The sequence below is a fragment of the Desulforamulus aquiferis genome, from assembly GCF_030577015.1.
GTDB lineage: Bacteria > Bacillota > Desulfotomaculia > Desulfotomaculales > Desulfotomaculaceae > Desulfotomaculum > Desulfotomaculum aquiferis.
Map to the genome: position 1 here is coordinate 190,453 of NZ_JARPTC010000021.1, position 19,405 is coordinate 209,857.

The 19,405-nt window shown below is 44.8% G+C and carries 19 protein-coding genes; 18 read left to right on the top strand and 1 reads right to left on the bottom strand.

Annotated elements, in window-relative coordinates; translation table 11 throughout:
- Positions 1-69 precede the first annotated feature (69 nt).
- From P6N53_RS14635 to P6N53_RS14685, 11 genes are all read left to right on the top strand, one after another.
- The gene (locus tag P6N53_RS14635) at positions 70-3,714 is read left to right on the top strand and encodes a DNA polymerase III subunit alpha (protein WP_304544459.1); all 3,645 of its coding nucleotides are present in this window, start codon (positions 70-72) and stop codon (positions 3,712-3,714) included.
- An 89-nt stretch (positions 3,715-3,803) separates the two neighbouring features.
- Positions 3,804-4,484, top strand: a complete 681-nt coding sequence (locus P6N53_RS14640) for a TrkA C-terminal domain-containing protein (protein ID WP_373323057.1) — start codon at positions 3,804-3,806, stop codon at positions 4,482-4,484.
- Positions 4,485-4,602: 118 nt separating this feature from the next.
- Positions 4,603-4,827 carry a trp RNA-binding attenuation protein MtrB gene (gene mtrB / locus P6N53_RS14645; protein WP_304544462.1) on the top strand — a complete coding sequence of 75 codons (225 nt, stop codon included), beginning with the start codon at positions 4,603-4,605 and terminating at the stop codon, positions 4,825-4,827.
- A gap of 135 nt (positions 4,828-4,962) precedes the next feature.
- The gene (locus tag P6N53_RS14650) at positions 4,963-5,154 is read left to right on the top strand and encodes a putative signal transducing protein (RefSeq protein ID WP_304544463.1); all 192 of its coding nucleotides are present in this window, start codon (positions 4,963-4,965) and stop codon (positions 5,152-5,154) included.
- 28 nt (positions 5,155-5,182) lie between these two features.
- The gene (gene accD, locus P6N53_RS14655; protein WP_304544464.1) at positions 5,183-6,034 is read left to right on the top strand and encodes an acetyl-CoA carboxylase, carboxyltransferase subunit beta; all 852 of its coding nucleotides are present in this window, start codon (positions 5,183-5,185) and stop codon (positions 6,032-6,034) included.
- A gap of 17 nt (positions 6,035-6,051) precedes the next feature.
- A complete protein-coding gene (locus tag P6N53_RS14660) occupies positions 6,052-6,996 on the top strand; it encodes an acetyl-CoA carboxylase carboxyltransferase subunit alpha (RefSeq protein ID WP_304544465.1) in 945 nt (314 codons plus the stop codon).
- An 86-nt stretch (positions 6,997-7,082) separates the two neighbouring features.
- Positions 7,083-8,045: a 6-phosphofructokinase gene (pfkA, locus tag P6N53_RS14665; protein ID WP_304544466.1), complete on the top strand. Its 963-nt coding sequence runs from the start codon at positions 7,083-7,085 to the stop codon at positions 8,043-8,045.
- A 25-nt stretch (positions 8,046-8,070) separates the two neighbouring features.
- The gene (gene pyk, locus P6N53_RS14670) at positions 8,071-9,825 is read left to right on the top strand and encodes a pyruvate kinase (RefSeq protein WP_304544467.1); all 1,755 of its coding nucleotides are present in this window, start codon (positions 8,071-8,073) and stop codon (positions 9,823-9,825) included.
- A 123-nt stretch (positions 9,826-9,948) separates the two neighbouring features.
- Positions 9,949-10,548: a DedA family protein gene (locus P6N53_RS14675; protein ID WP_304544468.1), complete on the top strand. Its 600-nt coding sequence runs from the start codon at positions 9,949-9,951 to the stop codon at positions 10,546-10,548.
- A gap of 81 nt (positions 10,549-10,629) precedes the next feature.
- Entirely contained in the window at positions 10,630-11,076 is a 447-nt protein-coding gene (locus P6N53_RS14680) for a CBS domain-containing protein (protein WP_304544469.1), read from the top strand.
- Between the two features lie 162 nt (positions 11,077-11,238).
- Positions 11,239-12,171, top strand: a complete 933-nt coding sequence (locus tag P6N53_RS14685) for a GDSL-type esterase/lipase family protein (protein ID WP_304544470.1) — start codon at positions 11,239-11,241, stop codon at positions 12,169-12,171.
- A 33-nt stretch (positions 12,172-12,204) separates the two neighbouring features.
- Here the strand turns inward: P6N53_RS14685 and P6N53_RS14690 are convergent, their stop codons facing one another.
- Entirely contained in the window at positions 12,205-12,438 is a 234-nt protein-coding gene (locus P6N53_RS14690) for a hypothetical protein (protein WP_304544471.1), read from the bottom strand.
- A gap of 393 nt (positions 12,439-12,831) precedes the next feature.
- Here P6N53_RS14690 and trpE point away from each other — a divergent pair, with 393 nt between their 5' ends.
- The 7 genes from trpE to trpA are packed head-to-tail and all read left to right on the top strand — an operon-like array spanning position 12,832 to position 19,363.
- A complete protein-coding gene (gene trpE, locus P6N53_RS14695) occupies positions 12,832-14,352 on the top strand; it encodes an anthranilate synthase component I (protein WP_304544473.1) in 1,521 nt (506 codons plus the stop codon).
- Complete coding sequence (locus P6N53_RS14700; RefSeq protein WP_304544474.1) at positions 14,336-14,905, top strand: anthranilate synthase component II; 570 nt, start codon at positions 14,336-14,338, stop codon at positions 14,903-14,905. The genes trpE and P6N53_RS14700 overlap by 17 nt, the downstream gene beginning before the upstream one ends.
- Before the next feature lie 33 nt (positions 14,906-14,938).
- Complete coding sequence (gene trpD, locus P6N53_RS14705; RefSeq protein ID WP_304544555.1) at positions 14,939-15,976, top strand: anthranilate phosphoribosyltransferase; 1,038 nt, start codon at positions 14,939-14,941, stop codon at positions 15,974-15,976.
- Entirely contained in the window at positions 15,973-16,767 is a 795-nt protein-coding gene (gene trpC, locus P6N53_RS14710; protein ID WP_304544476.1) for an indole-3-glycerol phosphate synthase TrpC, read from the top strand. The genes trpD and trpC overlap by 4 nt, the downstream gene beginning before the upstream one ends.
- Positions 16,760-17,395, top strand: coding sequence for a phosphoribosylanthranilate isomerase (locus tag P6N53_RS14715; protein WP_304544478.1), 636 nt, complete (start codon positions 16,760-16,762; stop codon positions 17,393-17,395). The genes trpC and P6N53_RS14715 overlap by 8 nt, the downstream gene beginning before the upstream one ends.
- Positions 17,382-18,569, top strand: coding sequence for a tryptophan synthase subunit beta (gene trpB, locus P6N53_RS14720; protein WP_304544480.1), 1,188 nt, complete (start codon positions 17,382-17,384; stop codon positions 18,567-18,569). The genes P6N53_RS14715 and trpB overlap by 14 nt, the downstream gene beginning before the upstream one ends.
- On the top strand, positions 18,566-19,363 hold the full coding sequence (gene trpA / locus P6N53_RS14725; RefSeq protein ID WP_304544482.1) for a tryptophan synthase subunit alpha: 798 nt from the start codon (positions 18,566-18,568) through the stop codon (positions 19,361-19,363). The genes trpB and trpA overlap by 4 nt, the downstream gene beginning before the upstream one ends.
- The last annotated feature ends 42 nt before the right edge of the window (positions 19,364-19,405 follow it).

Below are 19,405 nucleotides of genomic sequence, written 5' to 3' on the forward strand. Positions count from 1 at the left end.
TGGAATTAAGGGAGTTGAACGTGGTAAAATTATTTGGAATAAGGGGTATTAGGTAAGGGAGTGATAAAAGTGCCGGTCAAACATGAATTTGTCCATCTTCATTTACATAGTGAATATAGTCTGTTGGATGGAGCTGCCAGAATAAATCAGGTGGCCAAACAAGCTAAAGAATCCGGCATGAGTTCCCTTGCCATTACTGATCATGGCTGTATGTTTGGGATAGTGGATTTTTATAAGGCCTGCCATAAAGAGGGCATTCGCCCCATACTGGGTTGTGAAGTATATGTGGCACCTCGCAAAATGACAGACCGGGTGCCAAAATTAGACGAACAGCCCTATCATCTGGTTTTGCTTGCTGAGAACCAGATGGGCTATAAAAATCTGCTGAAATTGGTTTCTTTAGGCTACACCCAGGGTTTTTATTATAAACCAAGAATCGATAAGGAGATACTGGCAAAATATCATCAAGGGTTAATTTGTCTTAGTGGCTGCCTGGCTGGCGAGGTAGCCCATAAAATTTTAGGGGGACAGCCAGACCAAGCAAGAAAAGCAGCCATGGAATACTATGATATATTTGGACGAAATAATTTTTACCTTGAAATGCAAGACCATGGATTCCCGGAGCAAAGAACAGTTAATCGTGAGCTATTACGATTATCAAAGGATTTATCGCTCCCCCTGGTGGCCACCAACGACGTTCATTATACTAAGCGGCAGCATGCAGATATTCAGGATGTATTACTGTGCATTCAAACTGGTAAGAGCATTAACACCCCTGGCAGGATGAAATTTGAGTCCCAGGAAATGTATTTAAAAAACCCGGAAGAAATGGCCCTGCTTTTTGGAGAAATACCTGAAGCATTGTCTAATACTGTGGGTATTGCTGAACGCTGTAAAGTGGACTTAGATTTTGGACATCTTCACCTGCCCTATTTTACAGTACCCGAGGGATATGCCCCAGCTAGTTATTTAAGAGAGCAGTGTAGACTAGGTGCTGTTAAAAGGTATGGAGATTATTCTCAGGCAGTTTCAGATAGGCTTGAATATGAGCTAATGGTAATTGGACAAATGGGCTATGAAGAATATTTCCTCATTGTATGGGATTTTATTAAATATGCCCGGGATAAGGGCATAGCAGTTGGACCTGGAAGGGGGTCAGCGGCCGGCAGCATTGTTGCCTATGTTTTGGAGATAACCAATATTGACCCACTTCGGTATGGGCTATTGTTTGAGAGGTTTCTAAACCCTGAAAGAATTTCTATGCCTGATATTGATATTGATTTTGACTATGAAAGACGGGGCGAAATAATTGATTATATTGTAAGAAAATATGGTGATGATCGGGTAGCGCAAATCATAACCTTTGGCACCATGGCCGCCAGGGCTGCCATAAGAGATGTTGGCAGGGCACTAGATATGCCCTATGGTGAAGTTGACCGGGTAGCTAAGCTGGTTCCGGCTGAATTAAACATGACCATAGATAAGGCCTTAAAGAATTCCCATGATCTAAAGGCAATTTATGAAGATAATCTTGAAGTTAGGAAACTGGTAGATACAGCCGTGGAGTTAGAAGGAATGCCAAGGCATGCCTCAACCCATGCTGCCGGCTTGGTAATTTCCAGGGAACCACTGGTGGAGTATCTACCCCTTAGCAGAACCTCTGATGGGCTGGTCACCACCCAATTTCCCATGGGTACAGTGGAAGAACTGGGACTATTAAAAATGGATCTCTTGGGCTTACGTAACCTAACTGTTATTGAAGAAACCATAAGGTTAGTGGAGCAGTCAAAGGGATTTAAATTAAATATTAATGACATTCCTCTAGAGGATAAAGAAACCTTCAATATGCTGTCAAGGGGAGAGGGTATCGGTGTATTTCAGTTAGAAAGCAGTGGAATGAGGAATATATTAAGGGAATTAAAGCCCAGCGCCTTTGAGGACATCGTTGCCCTGGTTGCCCTATACCGCCCCGGACCTCTGGGCAGCGGTATGGTGGAGGACTTTATTCAGAGAAAGCACGGACGAACAAAGGTGGATTATTACCATTCGGATTTAGTTCCCGTATTAAAAGAAACCTACGGTGTCATACTTTATCAGGAACAGGTAATGATGATTGCCAGAATAATGGCAGGCTACACTTTGGGACAGGCGGACTCTTTACGTAAAGCCATGGGTAAGAAAATTGCCCAAATGATGGCCATGCACAGGGAGTGGTTTGTTAACGGCACCCAGGTTGATGAAAAGGGAAAAATTCTGGTTAACCCCATTGCAGGAGCTGTGTCCAGAGGTTATGAGAAGCAATTAGCTGAGAAAATGTTTGACTTGATGGAGTATTTTGCAGGCTATGGTTTCAACAAATCACACTCAGCTGCCTACGCCCTGGTATCTTACCAAACTGCTTATTTGAAGGCCAACTATCCGGTGGAGTATATGGCGGCACTTTTAACATCTGTAAGGGACAATACCGACAAGGTGGTTTTATATATAGAGGAATGCAGGCGTATGAATATACAGGTACTGCCCCCTGACATAAACCTCAGTCGAGAAAATTTTACGGTGGATGATAAATCTATCAGGTTTGGTTTGGCAGCCATCAAAAATATTGGCTGGAATGCCGTACATGAGTTTATACAGGCACGGCAGGTTGATGGAATTTTTACTAGCTTTACAGATTTTTGTACAAGGGTTGATACTAAAATAGCTAATAGAAGGGTTCTGGAAAACCTAATCAAATCCGGGGCATTGGATCGTTATGGCCATAGGGCACAATTATTGGCAGCCTTAGATATGGGTATAGAGTTTGCCCATAGGGCTCACAGGGATAGGGAACAGGGTCAGGTAAATCTTTTTGACCTAATGCCGGAGAATTCTCGGGAGTCCATTGCTATTGTCCTTCCCCATGTGCCGAAATTAAGTGTAAAGCAGCAGTTAGATCTTGAGAAGGAATCCATGGGCCTATATATATCCGGGCATCCCCTGTCAGAACTAAGCTGGCTTTGTGAGGCCATAGATGTAAGGAGGGTTTCTGAGCTTCAGGAATTAACTGATGGTTTACAGATATTTATGGTGGTAATAATCTCCTCAGTAAAGAGGATTACCTCCAGAAGAGGTGACCCAATGGCCTTTATGTCAGGAGAAGATTTAACCGGCAGCTGTGAATTTGTTGTATTTCCCGAGGTATTAAAGCGTTTCGGATTTGTTTTAGACCGGAAGGAACCCTTGCTGGTAATAGGTAAGTTAAATAATAGCGGGGATGAGCCCAAGGTGCTGGTGGAGGAGCTTAGGCCGGTGGAAGGGATAAGCAGTGAATTATGGCTTAAAGTTGCCTCCGGTCAAAGGGAACTAATCCAAGTAATAGAGAGCCAGTTGATGCAATACCCAGGCAAAACCCTGGTTAAGCTGTTCAATCCTGAGAACCGGGAGGTACAGGTACTTGGACAGAGCCTTTGCATTACACCGGCACCTGATTTAAGAAATGTCCTAATTAAGATTTTAGGCCCTGATTCTGTAAAGCTTCGCTGCAGTCTGAATGCATATTCTCAAACGGCTGCTACCTTAGATACAGGGGTAAGGGATAATAGGTTTAACTATAGGACAAGGATTACCAAGAAAGAGCCTGGTAAAATAGCTGAGCAGGAATCAAGAAAAAAAAGTACAGAAGAGGCCTTTAATCCCGATGCCTATCAGGTTCCCCAGAGTATACTTCAGATCTAGATGTAAAAAAACACCATATGTACCAACTTGTAACATTGCCTGTCCCCCTGGTATAATTCCCTTACCAGGCTTATTGAGGGGTGATGGAATTGAACCTGGTTTTTTTAGTATCCTTTATCTTAGTATTGATAATAATTGTTGAATTATCTGCCATAGCCCTCAAAATAACGGGAATGGATTTACACAAAGCGCGTTTCCAAGCCCTATCGGCCCTTGTTACGGTGGGATATACCACTTCGGATTCAGAGATGGTTGTGCGACATCCGGCCCGGCGGCGAATTATCATGGTATTGATGATACTTGGCTACCTAGGTACTGCTACCATAGTAACTGCCCTTATAAGTATTATGAGACACCCAGTTACCCTACTTCAGGTAGCCATCGCAGTTGTAATTATCTTACTACCTATTAGTCTTATGTCCAGCAGCAGATTTAGAACAAGCCTGGATCGCGGCATTGAGCGCCAGCTTACCCGGCATAAGGCCTTGCAAAAACGCAGTGTAGAAGAAGTATTAAGATTAGATAGGCGGTATGGAGTGTCAGAGGTTACCCTGGAGAAAGGTAATTTATTGATAGGGCAAAGCATCGCTGCAAGTAAGATAAGGGACAAAGAGCTATTTATCCTAGCCATTGAAAGGAAGGATAGCTTTATACACTCCCCAAGGGGGGAGCAAGTTTTATACCAGGGAGATAAACTTATAGTATATGGTAAACTTATCAATGCATATGAAATAATGTGTCAAAAATGCACAAGAGATCTGGATATTTAAAGAGTATTAGAGGGTTTTAATAGAGTTTCTATATTAGCCAGGCTTTCTTGAAATAACCATGGAAATGTGGTATGATTTTCTGTAAATATGAGGAAATTCAATCGGAGTGATAACAAAGATGGCAGAGAATCACAATAGCGAATATGTAGTAGTAAAGGCATTGGAAAATGGTGTTACCATAATTGGCTTAACTAGGGGAAGAGATACAAAGTTTCATCATTCTGAGAAGCTGGATAAAGGGGAAATCATGATCGCCCAGTTTACAGAGCACACCTCAGCCATAAAAATCAGAGGAAGGGCAGAGGTTATGACCAGACATGGGAGCATGAAAACTGACGACTGATTTTGCTACAGTATCCAGAGATAAAACTCTGGATATACTTATTTTTATGGAAGAAAAAAGAGGAATAAGACCCCAATAAATAGAAACAATTATTGTTTTGGATAAAGTAATTTTAATTCTGAGGGGGCCGTAAACGTGTGGACGGTGGTATTTATTGCGCCCAACAAGAGAGAAGCCGAGAGATTACAGCAAGCGTTAACCCAGGAGGGGCTGTTGGTAAAATTACGCAATATCGGACTGCCAAGTGCAAACGATAATAACTCTGTAGAGATCTTGGTTCCTGAATCTGAAGTAGATGAGGCTTTAGAGGTTATAAATACAATTTAATTGGTTTGGTTTAAGGGAGAGGTGAGTCTTGGTTTTAGAAATTTTTCGTAAGCCTAAATATGTCACCGTTCGACCAGGTGGTGCCCAAGAGGGGGAGAAACGGGATATACCCGAGGGCTTATGGGTTAAATGTTCCCGTTGCAATGAAATCCTTTATAATAAAGAATTGGACAAGAACTTAAAGGTTTGTCAAAAATGCAATTTTCATTTCCGGCTTAATGCCCGGGAGAGAATTCGCATGACTTTGGATGAAGGCTCCTTTAAAGAGATAGACACAGAATTAAATACCGCTAACCCTTTGGATTTTCCCAATTATTTAGAAAAAGTTACAGCAGTACAGGAAACGACCGGCCAAAATGAAGCAATTGTAACCGGAGAAGGAACCATAGAGGGATACAAGGTAGTAGTTGGAGTTATGGACTCCCACTTTATCATGGGCAGCATGGGTTCCGTTGTTGGCGAAAAGATAACCAGAGCTGTGGAATATGCCTTAGTAAAGAAATTACCATTAATCATTTTTGCCACTTCCGGTGGTGCCCGTATGCAGGAGGGAATACTTTCCCTTATGCAAATGGCTAAAACATCTGCGGCACTGGCAAAATATGATCAGGCGGGATTACTTTTTATATCAGTACTTACTGATCCTACAACAGGCGGTGTGACCGCCAGCTTTGCTTCCCTAGGAGATATAATTATTGCTGAGCCTGGAGCCTTAATTGGTTTCACTGGTCCAAGGGTAATAGAGCAAACTATCCGGCAAAAACTTCCCGAAGGATTTCAAAGGGCAGAATTTATGCGGCAGCATGGTATGGTTGACATGATTGTCAGCAGACCTGTAATGAAAGAAACCCTAGCTAATGTTATTTCCCTGCACATTTAGCTACGAAGGAGGCCGGTATGGCACTTGATTTTGAAAGGCCCTTGCTAGAGCTAGAGGCTAAGATTGACGAGTTAAAACGTTTTACAAATGAAAAGGGTATAGACTTCTCCGGCGAGATTGTCATGTTAGAAAATAAGGCCAAGGATATGAAGGCCGATATCTATAGTAATCTTTCCCCCTGGCAAAAGGTGCAAATTGCCAGACATCCTGCCAGGCCCAATACCCTTGACTTTATTAATGCACTTTTTACTGACTTTATGGAATTACATGGCGATCGACTTTATGGAGATGATCCGGCCGTTTTAGGTGGGATCGCCCGTTATAAAGGAACCTCAGTTACTGTAATTGGTCATTTAAAAGGCCATGATACAAAGGAAAATGTAACAAGAAACTTTGGCATGGCCCACCCGGAGGGTTTCCGTAAAGCCCTTAGACTAATGACCCAGGCCGAAAAATTTAAACGCCCGGTTATATGCTTTATTGATACCTCCGGTGCCTATTGTGGAATGGGTGCAGAGGAAAGGGGACAAGGGGAAGCCATTGCCAGAAATCTGATGGTTATGTCAGCCCTGCGTATACCAATTGTATCAATTGTAATTGGTGAAGGTGGAAGTGGCGGGGCCCTGGCCCTAGGGGTAGCCAATAAAGTTTTGATGCAGGAGCATGCTATATTTTCTGTAAGTTCCCCGGAAGCAGCGGCCAGCATCCTCTGGAAGGATGGGACCAAGGCCAAGGAGGCCGCTGAGGCATTAAAGCTTACAGCCCAGGACTTGATGCGACTTGGCGTGATTGACGAAATTATACCGGAGCCCCTTGGTGGAGCTCACAGCGATCTGGAAAGCACTTATAATAAAGTAGATCACTACCTGGAACGCAATCTAAAATCCCTTATTGAACAGGATGTCGATGAACTGGTTCAGGCAAGATATGAGAAATTCAGGGCTATGGGACAAACTGGATAATTTAATTGTTTTAAAATTGGGGATAAGCCTGCCGCTTTGCGGCAGGCTATAGATATATAATAGCGCTTTTAGGGGGTTTCGTAAGAATGCAGAGATTAGGAGTTTTGACCAGCGGAGGAGATGCCTCGGGAATGAATTCCTGTATTAGGGCAGTGGTTAGGAAGGCAATATACCATGGCATAGAAGTTATCGGCATCAAACGGGGCTACAGTGGGTTTATAGAAGCAGACATGGGTCCAATGAATCTAGGGTCGGTAGCTGACATTATTCACAGAGGCGGTACAATCTTACATACGGCAAGGTCTAAGCGCTTTATGACCCCGGAGGGACGTGCCTTGGCCATGGAAAATGTTGACCGATTTGGCATTCAGGGACTGATTGTGATTGGTGGGGATGGCTCCTTTACCGGTGCCAGTGTATTTCACCAGGAACATGGAATACCTGTCATAGGAGTACCAGGCACCATAGATAACGACATAGCAGGAACTGATTATACCATAGGCTTTGATACGGCAGTAAACAATGTTGTGGATGCTATCAACAAGATTAGAGATACGGCAACCTCCCATGAGAGAACCTTTGTAATTGAAGTAATGGGTAGAAACTCAGGCAACATTGCCTTATCTGCCGGTTTAGCTGGTGGTGCAGAAAGCATCTTAATTCCCGAGATAGCCTTTAATTTAGAAGATATTTGCAGTAAGCTTTTAAGTGGTATTAAACGTGGCAAGCTTCACTCCATTATACTTGTTGCCGAGGGGGCAGCCAGTGGCATTGAGGTTGGTAAGCAAATTAAAGAGCTAACAGGCTTTGATACCAAGGTAACCATATTAGGGCATCTCCAAAGGGGGGGGATTCCCTCAGCCTTTGATAGAATACTGGCCGCCAGACTGGGAGCAAAAGCTGTGGAGCTGTTAATGGAAGGAGAAACAAATAAAATGGTAGGTGTTCGCTCGGGGGAAGTGGTGGCCACTAGCCTTGATGAGGTAATAGGTAAGCCCTCATCCATAAGTCAGGATATGTATCAGCTTGCCAAAGTCCTATCAATATAAACTTCTTATTCTTGAGGTGACATAAATGAGACGTACTAAAATTGTGTGTACAATTGGACCAGCCAGTGAAAATGTAGAGACTTTAAAGAAAATGATGTTGGCAGGGATGAATGTGGCCAGGCTAAATTTTTCCCATGGTACTCATGAAGACCACGCCAATAGAATTGCAGCAATTAGGCAGGCGGCTGGAGAAGTGGGCAAAAATATTGCTATCATGCTGGATACCAAAGGGCCTGAAATTCGCCTGAAGACCTTTGCTCAGCCTCCCATAACCCTTGAACCTGGTCAAATCTTTACACTTACCACCAGGGATTTGGTTGGTGACAACAGCATTGTGTCTGTTACCTATGGCGATTTGCCCCTAGATGTGAGACCAGGCAGCAAAATTGCTGTGGCCGATGGTCTTATTGAGATGGAGGTAGAGGCCATTGAGGGAGGAACCGACGTACTCTGCCGGGTTATAAACGGCGGGCAGCTTTCTAATCAAAAGGGTGTAAATTTACCGGGAGTGGTTGTAAACCTACCATCCATTACAGAAAAGGATATTGCAGATATTAAATTTGGTTTAGAACAGAGCGTAGATTTTATTGCTGCCTCCTTTATTCGTAAGGCAGCCGACGTAATTGCCATTCGCCAAATTGTAGAAGAATTTGGTGCGGATGTAGACATAATTGCTAAAATTGAAAGTGCCCAGGGTGTAGATAACCTGGATGATATAATAAATGTTTCTGATGGGATAATGGTGGCCCGGGGTGATCTAGGGGTAGAAATTCCCGCCGAGGAAGTTCCGGTGCTGCAGAAGACAATGATCGAGAGATGCAACATGGCTGGCAAGCCGGTCATTACTGCTACCCAGATGTTAGAATCCATGACTCAAAATCCAAGGCCTACCAGAGCGGAGGCCAGTGATGTTGCCAATGCTATTTTTGACGGCAGTGATGCCATTATGCTATCTGGGGAGACAGCCGCCGGCAAGTACCCAATCCAGACAGTAGAGACCATGGCTCGTATTGCCCAGAGGGCAGAACTGGCAGTGAACTTTGACAGTCTTTTGAGGCATCGTGGTGCTACACTGCAAAGGACAGTTACTGACGGTATCAGCCATGCTGTTTGCACCATTGCCAAGGAATTGGGTGTTAGTGCCATTATTACCGCCACAGCCAGTGGCCATACCGCCAGAATGATAGCAAAATACCGTCCCAAGGTACCAATTATTGCAGTAACCCCTAGACCCAATGTTTTACGTAAACTGGCTCTGGTATGGGGTGTTGAACCTTTAATCATTGCAGATTTAACCGGGACAGATGAAATGATTGCTGGTTCAGTGGAGGCAGGTCTGGCCTCAGGTATCATCAGGGCCGGGGATCTTGTGGTTATAACCGCCGGTGTTCCCGTTGGAGTCCATGGAACCACCAATATGGTTAAGGTTCACACCGTAGGAACCTTGTTGGCCAGAGGTACAGGCATTGGACAAAGGGCTGCAACGGGCAAGGTGCGAATTTGTGCCACACCTAAGGATGCCAATGAAAAGGTTAAACCAGGTGATATTCTTGTTACCCATGGCACCGACAGAGATTTTGTACCAGCCATGGAAAGGGCTTCGGCAGTGATTACCGAAGAGGGAGGATTAACCTCCCATGCAGCAATTGTGGGATTGAATTTTGGTATTCCTGTTATTGTCGGGGTAGAAAATGCAGCTAGTGTTTTACCCGATGGAGATATCATTACCGTGGATGGTCATAGGGGTCTTATCTATGGAGGAGTCGCCCGGGTCTTCTAAAAAAATGACAATGATTCAATGTTCAGAAGCCTACACTGCCAAGTGTAGGTTTTTTATTTAACAATAAACTCCCCGAAATATTACCTTCCCTTACCAGACATACTAAGGGGGGAGGAAGGACAATTGTTTGAAACAATATTGGAGATCTTAAAAAATTTAGGATTGCCGGGCTTATTTGCGGGGATGTATTTTGAGGCTTTTGGACTCCCCTTTCCTGGAACCTTGCTGGTGGCCTTTGCTGGCTTTTTAGCAAAACAGGGTCATAGCAATATTTTTTTGACCTGGTTTGTGGCCATGGCCGGATTTATAACTGGTTCAGTGTCGGCTTTTCTTATTGGACGTCATGTTGGGGAACCATTTTTTAGGAGATGGGGCAGGTATTTGCATCTTACTTCGGAGCGTTTTGATACCGCCCAGGAGTGGTTTCAAAAATCGGCTCCTGGCTTTATTATTGGCGGGCGTTTTATTCCCACAGTGGGAAATATTACTCCCTATATGGCTGGTATAAGCAATATTTCGTTGCTCAGGTATTTGCTTTATGATTTTGTTCATGCCACCATTTGGGTAACCATGTTTTTAGGAGCTGGCTGGCTATTAGGAAGAAACTGGTATCTTATCACTGAAAAGCAGTGGTTCAAGTGGTTTTGGCTGTTTGGTATTATAATTATTATTTTCTTTTTGGCAAAACACCTTTATGTAGCTAGAAGCAAGATAAAGTCATAAAGCATGATTTTATTGGAGAATGTTACTTGAAATAACTAACAATGCTATAATTATGGTACTAAATATATAGGGGTGATTAGGATGACTGCAAAGGATATAATGAAAGCTAATGTAATAACAGTTGATAAGGAGACCACCATATCGGAAATTGCTAAAATCCTAACAGAGAATAAAATATCTGGTGTTCCGGTGGTTGACGGGGAAGGAAGAATAGCTGGGATTGTAAGTGAGGGAGATTTACTGCATAAGGAAATTAGTCCCCGTATACCTAGATTTGTAGAGCTACTAGGGGGAGTTATCTATTACAGCGGACTGGATCAATACAAGGCCGATATAAAAAAATTGGCCGCCATCAGGGCAGCTGAAATAATGACTGAGAAGGTTATAACTGTTTCAAAGGATACCGACATTCAAACCATTGCTTCATTAATGGTGAAGCATAATATCAAGCGCATACCTGTTACGGAGGATCATAAGATAGTTGGTATCGTCAGCCGGGCCGATATAGTAAAGACCCTAGTCCTTTGATTTTAAACCACTCACATAGAGTGGTTTTTGTTTCATTAGCTAGGTTATCATAGTAGCAGGCTTGGTAATATTGCTATGGGTAAATTTATTAAGAGGGAGAAAAATGCAAGTTATGTTTAGATAAAGGAGCAAATAAAATATTGGGGGAGGTTGATTGAAAAAATGATTAAAGTTATACAAGTAGACCCAACTTTTTTTGGCCAGTACGACCTATTGGCAGAAGGGCAAGTATTACATGCAAAATCCTTTGGGGCCTCAGAGGATGCAGCAACTGTTAAGATTAGAAAGGCCACCAGTCAAGCCTTGAAAGCTGCAGATACCCAAGGACTTAAAACCCTTATGCTGCCGGTAATAAATTCAAGAAGCGAAAATATTGCACCCGTAACAACTGCCCAGGTAATGATATCTGAAGTAAGACGCCATTTATCCCTTGGCTCTAAGCTCCAGGAAATAACCTTTGTACTGCCCGATGAAGCTGGAGCAAGGGCCTTCAATGAAGTGGCCCACAGGGATACCATTCTTTGCTTAGGAGATAGCATTACCTTTGGCTACCCGGAGGGTCCACAGATATCCTGGGTAGCCAGGGTATCGAAAGTAACGGGCTTTAAATTGTTTAACCGGGGAATTAGCGGTGAAACAACCGGCCAAATGTTGGCTCGTTTTATTAAATATAGAGAGGAAAGTCTTTCCGCCTATATGATATTCCTGGGAGGCCATAATGATGGCTGGCAGGGAATACCCCTCAAAGAAACCCAGGAAAATATAAAGCAGGTGGTGGAACTGGCCTTCGAGAGGGGAATATGCCCCCTGCTGGGGTTACCTTCTCCCTTGAATATCCAACAGTTATTAGAGAATTTTGAGGGCGACCAGGAGGATGCCGAAAACTATAATCACAAATTAGGTCAAATCAGGGACTGGCTTAGGGAATTTGCCATGGACAGGGGGATTTTTACCCTTGACTTTTATACGCCCCTGCTGTCTAAAGACACAGGTAATCCTGAGCTGCTGCTGGATGGCGGGCATCCCACCCCAGGCGGTTACAAGATCCTAGGGGATGAAATAATTACTCAACTGAGGGGAAGGTTATACCTCTAAAGCATAAACCTCCCTAAAGCGGGAGGTGTAATTCTACTTTAGGCCAAGCACCTGCCTTAACGCTAAGATATGCCTACATTTATAGGAGGGGTCACGGCGTGAGTACCAACGGAAAGTACAACAGTCACAACTGGATAAAGTGGTGGTCAATTCCCAGCGACAGTCGGACTCAATCACTGAACCACGTTCTGGTCCAGTTATATATACTACCAAATCCCCTACCGGGTAGGGTTCAAACATCTTAACTGAGGGATTTATTTCTGACAATTAATAAGCCACCTTTCTTATCTCTGCACATACTTCTTAGGGCAGAACGGTAATATAAATGTATTATATGCGGTTAGGCGGTCTAATTCCTGCTCATTGAAACATAAATTGTTTAATACAAGTAATTGACTTCGGACCCGAATAGTGATAACCTAATAGCTAATTTATAGCAATAATTAGTTTGGATTTTTAGCTTAGAAGTTTTAGCTTAGAGAGTTTAGCTTAGAACATAATTTGAAGTAAGGCTTAGTTGAGTGGAGTTTAGTCAAATAGCAGAGTCGAGTCGAGTTGAGCTGAGATTAGTGAGCCGAGACTTATTATTAGTCATGCAACCGGTTGCTCATTTTTCGAGCCACCGGTTTTTTGTTATTTAATTTTTTAGGAGGTGATTTAGTGTATAGTCCATCCCTAGAAGAGTACTGCCAATTAAGTAGCGAATACAATTTAATCCCTGTTTACAAAGAGTATTTGGCAGATACCGAGACACCTGTGTCAATTTACGGAAAGCTTGCACCCAGGGGCAACAGCTTCTTATTGGAAAGTGTGGAGGGGGGAACAACCCTGGCCCGCTACTCCTTTATTGGCACAGACTGCTTTCTTAACTATAGGTTTCATAGAAATGGGGCAGAATTTTGGGGCTCTGGGGGCAGAGCCAAATTGCATGGAGGTCCTTTATCGGCATTAAAGGGACTTTTAGGACGGTATAATACTCCTCAATTGCCTGATTTACCGAGGTTTACCGGGGGAGCAGCAGGTTACTTTGGCTATGATCTTATAAGGTACCTGGAACGTCTCCCTAATTATAAGCCTGATGACCTGGGACTACCTGTATGCCAGCTAATGTTCCCAGGCCTGGTGCTGGCCTTTGACCATATTCGGCGAACCTTGTTAATTATAGCTAATATCCCCTTGGCGGGAAGTCCTGAAGAAACCTATGAATTGGCCATAAAAAAAATTGAACGTGTGGCTGACAAGATATTTTCTCCCTCCAATAAAGGTTACCAGGTGTTAGAGAAATCCAGGCAATATTCCTTAGCTAGTCTCACCGAGTTCATAAGGCATAATTCATCAATGACGCGCAATGATTTTAAAGAAAAGGTCAATAAAGCCCTTGCCTATATAAGGGCAGGAGATATTTTTCAAGTGGTGCTGTCCCAGAGATTTAATCTTCCCTACACTGGCAATCCCTTTGAGTTGTACCGGAGATTAAGGTCAATAAATCCCTCGCCCTATTTAAACTATTTTGACTTTGGGGATTTGGTGGTGGTGGGTGCATCACCAGAAATGCTGGTAAGGGTGGAGGGGGGCGAGGTTTTCACCCGCCCCATAGCTGGCACCAGGCCCAGGGGTGGGAATGATGCCGAGGACAATATTTTGGCCCAGGAATTGTTGTCAGACGATAAGGAGAAAGCGGAACACCTGATGTTGGTTGATCTAGGGCGCAATGATCTGGGTAGGGTGTGCTTGCCTGGGACAGTTCAAGTACCAAGATTTATGGAGGTAGAGCGCTATTCCCACGTTATGCACCTGGTTTCCGAGGTGCAAGGCCAGCTGGATGGGGGTATGGACTGCTTGGATGCTTTAAAAGCCTGTTTTCCTGCCGGTACGGTGTCCGGTGCCCCAAAGATAAGGGCAATGGAAATAATTGAAGAATTGGAGCCTGTTCATCGGGGACCCTATGCCGGGGCAGTCGGCTATATTGATTTTGCCGGCAATATGGATACTGCCATAACCATCAGAACTTCTGTTTTAACTAAAGGTAAAGCATATTTTCAATCGGGAGCGGGTATAGTCGCCGATTCTGATCCCGTCAGGGAATATGAGGAGACTTTGCAGAAAGCCAGGGCCATGGCAGCAGCTATTATTGCTGCCTCAGAAAAGGAGGAGGTGGCAGCCTGTGTTGGTGGTAATTGACAATTATGATTCCTTTACCTACAATTTGGTCCAACTCCTGAGGGAGCTTGGTAAGGAGGTGATGGTATTCCGCAATGACACCATAGCCCTGGAGCAGCTTGAGAATCTGCAGCCAGAGGGCTTAATAATATCCCCGGGACCAGGGCGACCGGAGGATGCAGGTATTTGCTTGGAGGCTGTCAAGGGCTTGGCGGGGAAAATACCTATTTTGGGAGTCTGCCTGGGACATCAAACCATTGCCCAGGCCTTTGGCGGCAAGATTGTTGGGGCGGCTAGTTTAATGCATGGCAAGACATCAAAGATTATCCATGACGGGTTAGGGCTGTATAACTCAGTACCCCAGGAATTTCAGGCCGCCCGGTATCATTCGTTAGCAGTGGAAGAGGGAAGCCTTCCAGGCTGCTTTGAGATTTCTGCCAGAACAATGGAAGGGGAGGTGATGGGATTAAGGCACAGGGAATATCCCGTGGAGGGTGTTCAGTTTCACCCCGAGTCAATTGCTACCCCTGAGGGAAAAAAGCTGTTGGGGAACTTCATTAGCTTAATCAACTAAATGGAGCTGAGTTGAGAAGGAGGAGAGAAAATGGTGATTAATGATGCCATTAGAAGAGTGGTAGCGGGAGAAAATTTATCCGAGACCGAGGCAAGGGAAGCCATGGCGGAAATTATGGATGGTGAGGCAACCCCGGCCCAAATTGCTTGCCTGTTAACTGCATTGCATCTGAAGGGTGAGACAGCCGAGGAGATTACCGGTTTTGCACGAACAATGAGAGCCAAGGTAACACCTGTAGCTACTAAAAGAATTGGACTTGTTGATACCTGTGGCACAGGTGGAGATGGTGCGGGAACATTTAATATATCCACGGCCTGTGCACTGGTGCTGGCAGGTGCAGGTATTCCTGTGGCTAAACACGGCAATAGATCAGTATCCAGCAAATGTGGCAGTGCAGATGTTTTAGAGGCCCTTGGGGTATCGGTGAACATTAGTGCAGAAGAGGCAGGGTTATGCTTGGATAATGCTGGTATATCCTTTCTTTTTGCTCCGTTGTTGCATGGAGCTATGAAGTATGCGGCAGGACCCAGAAAGGAAATAGGTATTAGAACTGTATTTAATATACTTGGACCTATCACCAACCCGGCTGGTGCTGAAAGTCAAGTATTGGGAGTGTATTGTGCAGATTTGGCCCCAATTTTAGCCAGGGTTCTGGCCAACCTTGGAACAAAAAGATCCTTTGTAATTCACGGTTGTGGTGGGCTGGATGAAATATCCCTGGCAGGAGAGGCACTAGTTTTTGAAATAAGGGATAATAATATCAAGGAAACAACACTGGATCCAGTTAATTATGGCTTATCCCGTGCACCCATATCCGCCTTAGCCGGAGGGGATGCCAAAATTAATGCCCGCATTATTAAAAATATATTGAGTGGGGCCCCAGGACCCAAGCGGGATGTAGTTGTCATTAATGCAGCCCTTGGGATGGTGGCAGGTGGGCTGGCACCAGATATTTCACATGGGGTTAGGTTAGCGCAGGATGTCATTGATTCCGGCAGTGCCCTGAAAAAGCTTAAACAACTGTCAGAGTATACCCAGGGTCTGATTGGAAGGAGGGCGGCCGCCCTTTGATACTGGACAGAATTGTGGAACATAAAAGGCAGGAAGTAAGTGAACTGCTTTCAAAGATAAAAATTGATGATATGGTTAATAAAATCGGCAAATTGCCACCGGGCAGGGATTTTCGAGGAGCTATCTCTAGGCCTGGTCAGGTGGGGCTGATAGCCGAAATTAAAAAAAGTTCACCCTCCAAAGGGTTGCTGTGCAAGGATTTTGACCATAGATATTTAGCTAAAATATATCAAAATAATGGAGCTTCAGCGGTATCTGTTCTTACTGACGAAAGATTTTTTGAAGGTAGGCTTGAGTATCTGAGTGAGGTACATGAAGAAATTGGGCTACCACTTTTGCGTAAAGATTTTATCATTGATCCCATACAGCTTTACCAGAGCCGTATAATTGGAGCTGACGCAGTATTGCTTATTGTAGCCATCCTTTCAGATGATGAACTTGCTGACATGTTACAAATTGCCGGAGAAATTGGTCTGCAGGCACTGGTAGAGGTGCATACGGCAAAGGAATTAGAACGTGCCCTGGCTGCCGGGGCAAATATTATAGGTATTAATAATCGCAACCTACATACCTTTGATACCGACTTGGCGATAACTAGCTATCTAATGGGCAGGTATGACCTATCAGGCATTACTGTGGTGAGCGAAAGTGGTATATCAAACAAAAGACATATGGAATTCTTAAAGAACATTGGAGTAAATGCTGCTTTAGTAGGAGAAGCTCTGGTAAGGGCAGAGGATACAGGGGAAAGGGTCAAGGAATTAGTTCAAGGGGGTGGAAGCTGTGGCTAGGCAGGCAGTAAGAGTAAAGGTTTGTGGTATACGGGATGCCTACACAGCAACTGCTGCTGCAAAAGCTGGTGCTGATGCTGTCGGGATGGTTTTTGTGCCTGGTCGCCGCCAGGTATCCCCCGAATTGGCCAGGGAAATATGCCAGTCCCTGCCACCCTTCATCACCAGAGTAGGTGTTTTTAGGGATGCCTCCCCCGAAGAAATACGTCACATTGCAAAATACTGTGGTTTGGACTTGGTTCAACTGCATGGTCAAGAAAGTCCAGATTATTGTAGGGATTTAGGCCTTAATTCCATTAAGGCCATTCCGGTGAGTGATCAAGGCATAATGGTCAAGGCTCATGATTACCCTGTTAAGGCCTTGCTTTTTGACACCTGTACAGGGGGCCAATCAGGTGGAACCGGCCGAGTATTTAACTGGCAGCTAATACAGGAAATTAAATATAAATTACCCTTTATTCTAGCGGGTGGTTTAACCCCGGAAAATGTTGGGCGGGCAGTGGTGCTGCTAAATCCATACGGGGTTGATGTTTCCAGCGGGGTAGAACGCAATGGTCAAAAGGACCCTGATTTAATAAAAGAATTTATCAATAGGGTAAGGGAGGTTGGGTCAAATGCAGCCAGATAATCGAGGTTACTTCGGCAAATACGGTGGGTCCTTTGTTCCGGAGACGTTAATGCCGGCACTGGAAGAATTAATTAACGCCTACCAGGAAGTAAGGCAGGACCCAGACTTCCTAGGGGAGGTAGAATACTACCTTACCCATTATGTAGGCCGGCCTTCGCCCTTGTATTTTGCAGCTAGGCTAAGCGAGCAATTGGCCGGGGCAAGGATATATTTGAAAAGGGAAGATTTAAACCATACCGGGGCACACAAGATTAACAATACGGTGGGGCAAGTTCTGCTAGCCAAACGGATGGGAAAAACCAGGGTCATTGCAGAAACAGGAGCAGGACAGCACGGGGTGGCCACCGCCACTGCCGCTGCCATGTTTGGCCTGAAATGCGTGGTTTATATGGGTCGGGAGGATATTCGCAGGCAAGCCTTAAATGTCTTTCGTATGAGGCTCTTAGGAGCGGAGGTTGTGGAGGTTTGCTCTGGAAGCTGCACCCTTAAGGATGCCATGAATGAGGCTATGAGGGACTGGGTAACAAATATTCGGGATACCTACTATGTTATTGGGTCAGTGGCTGGTCCCCATCCCTATCCCATGATGGTAAGGGATTTTCAAGCCATTATTGGACAGGAAGCTCGAAATCAAATACTTGAGCAAACCGACGCACTGCCAGATTTTGTAGTGGCATGTGTAGGTGGTGGCAGTAATGCCATGGGAATTTTTCATGCCTTCATTAATGATATGCAGGTTAAGCTAATCGGGGTTGAGGCAGGGGGCCATGGCTTAGAATCAGGACTGCACGCAGCACCAATTACCGCCGGTAAGCCAGGGGTGCTGCACGGTTCCTATAGTTACCTGCTGCAGGATCTCCATGGGCAAATCGCGCCGGTTCACTCTATTTCAGCAGGTCTTGATTATCCTGGGGTAGGGCCGGAGCACAGTTTTTTAAAGGACAGTGAGCGGGCTAAATATATGGTAGCAACAGATCAACAAGCCCTGGAGGCCTTTCATCTTCTCTGTCGCACAGAGGGAATAATTCCTGCCCTGGAAAGTTCCCATGCCCTGGCCATGGCTATTAACCTAGCCCCGGGACTTGGAAGTGACCAAGTTATCATGGTGTGCCTATCTGGGCGGGGGGATAAAGATGTCCATACCGTGGCGGGAGAAATGGGGGCAATGGTATGACCGGAGAAAAAAGACTGGAAGTAAGATTTAACCAATTAAAACAAAGGGGCGAGAAGGCACTGGTTACCTATCTTACCGCCGGGGATCCCGATTTGGAAACCACGGGACAGCTGGTAATAGCCATGGATAGGGCGGGTGCAGATATAATAGAACTTGGCGTACCCTTCTCTGATCCGGTGGCTGATGGCCCGGTTATTCAAAGGGCATCTAATAGAGCGTTAAGTGCCGGGGTTAATTTAAAAAATATTTTAGACCTGGTAGCGGGGTTATCACCAAGGGTCAATGCTCCCTTGGTTTTGATGACCTATTATAACCCCTTATTGCAATATGGGCTGGATGACTTTTGTTCCGAAGGGGCTAAGGCTGGTGTTGCCGGGGTAATAGTACCGGACTTGCCGGTAGAGGAAGCCGAGACCCTTTTAAGCTATGCCAAGGCACAGGGACTAGCCTTTATCCCCTTGGCGGCCCCAACTTCAGGTGGCCAAAGGTTGGCTAAGATAGCAGCCCGTGCCAGTGGTTTTATTTATTGTGTGACAGTGACAGGCATTACAGGTACAGTCCAGGATGTAACAAATGACATAGGAAGACTTGCCAAGGAGGTTAAGGGCTATTCCTCCCTGCCTGCTGTGGCAGGTTTTGGTATAGCCACACCGGAGCAGGCTAAGAGTGTTGCAAGCTTTTGTAATGGGGTTGTAGTGGGGAGTGCCTTTGTAAAATTGGTTGAAGAAAAGGGGAAGGATAGTCTGTCCGATATCTATGAACTTACTACCCTCCTCAAGGAGGCTTTAATTTAGAGCTTTAGTACAAAGTCCCTGCAAAATGCTTCGCAGGGACTT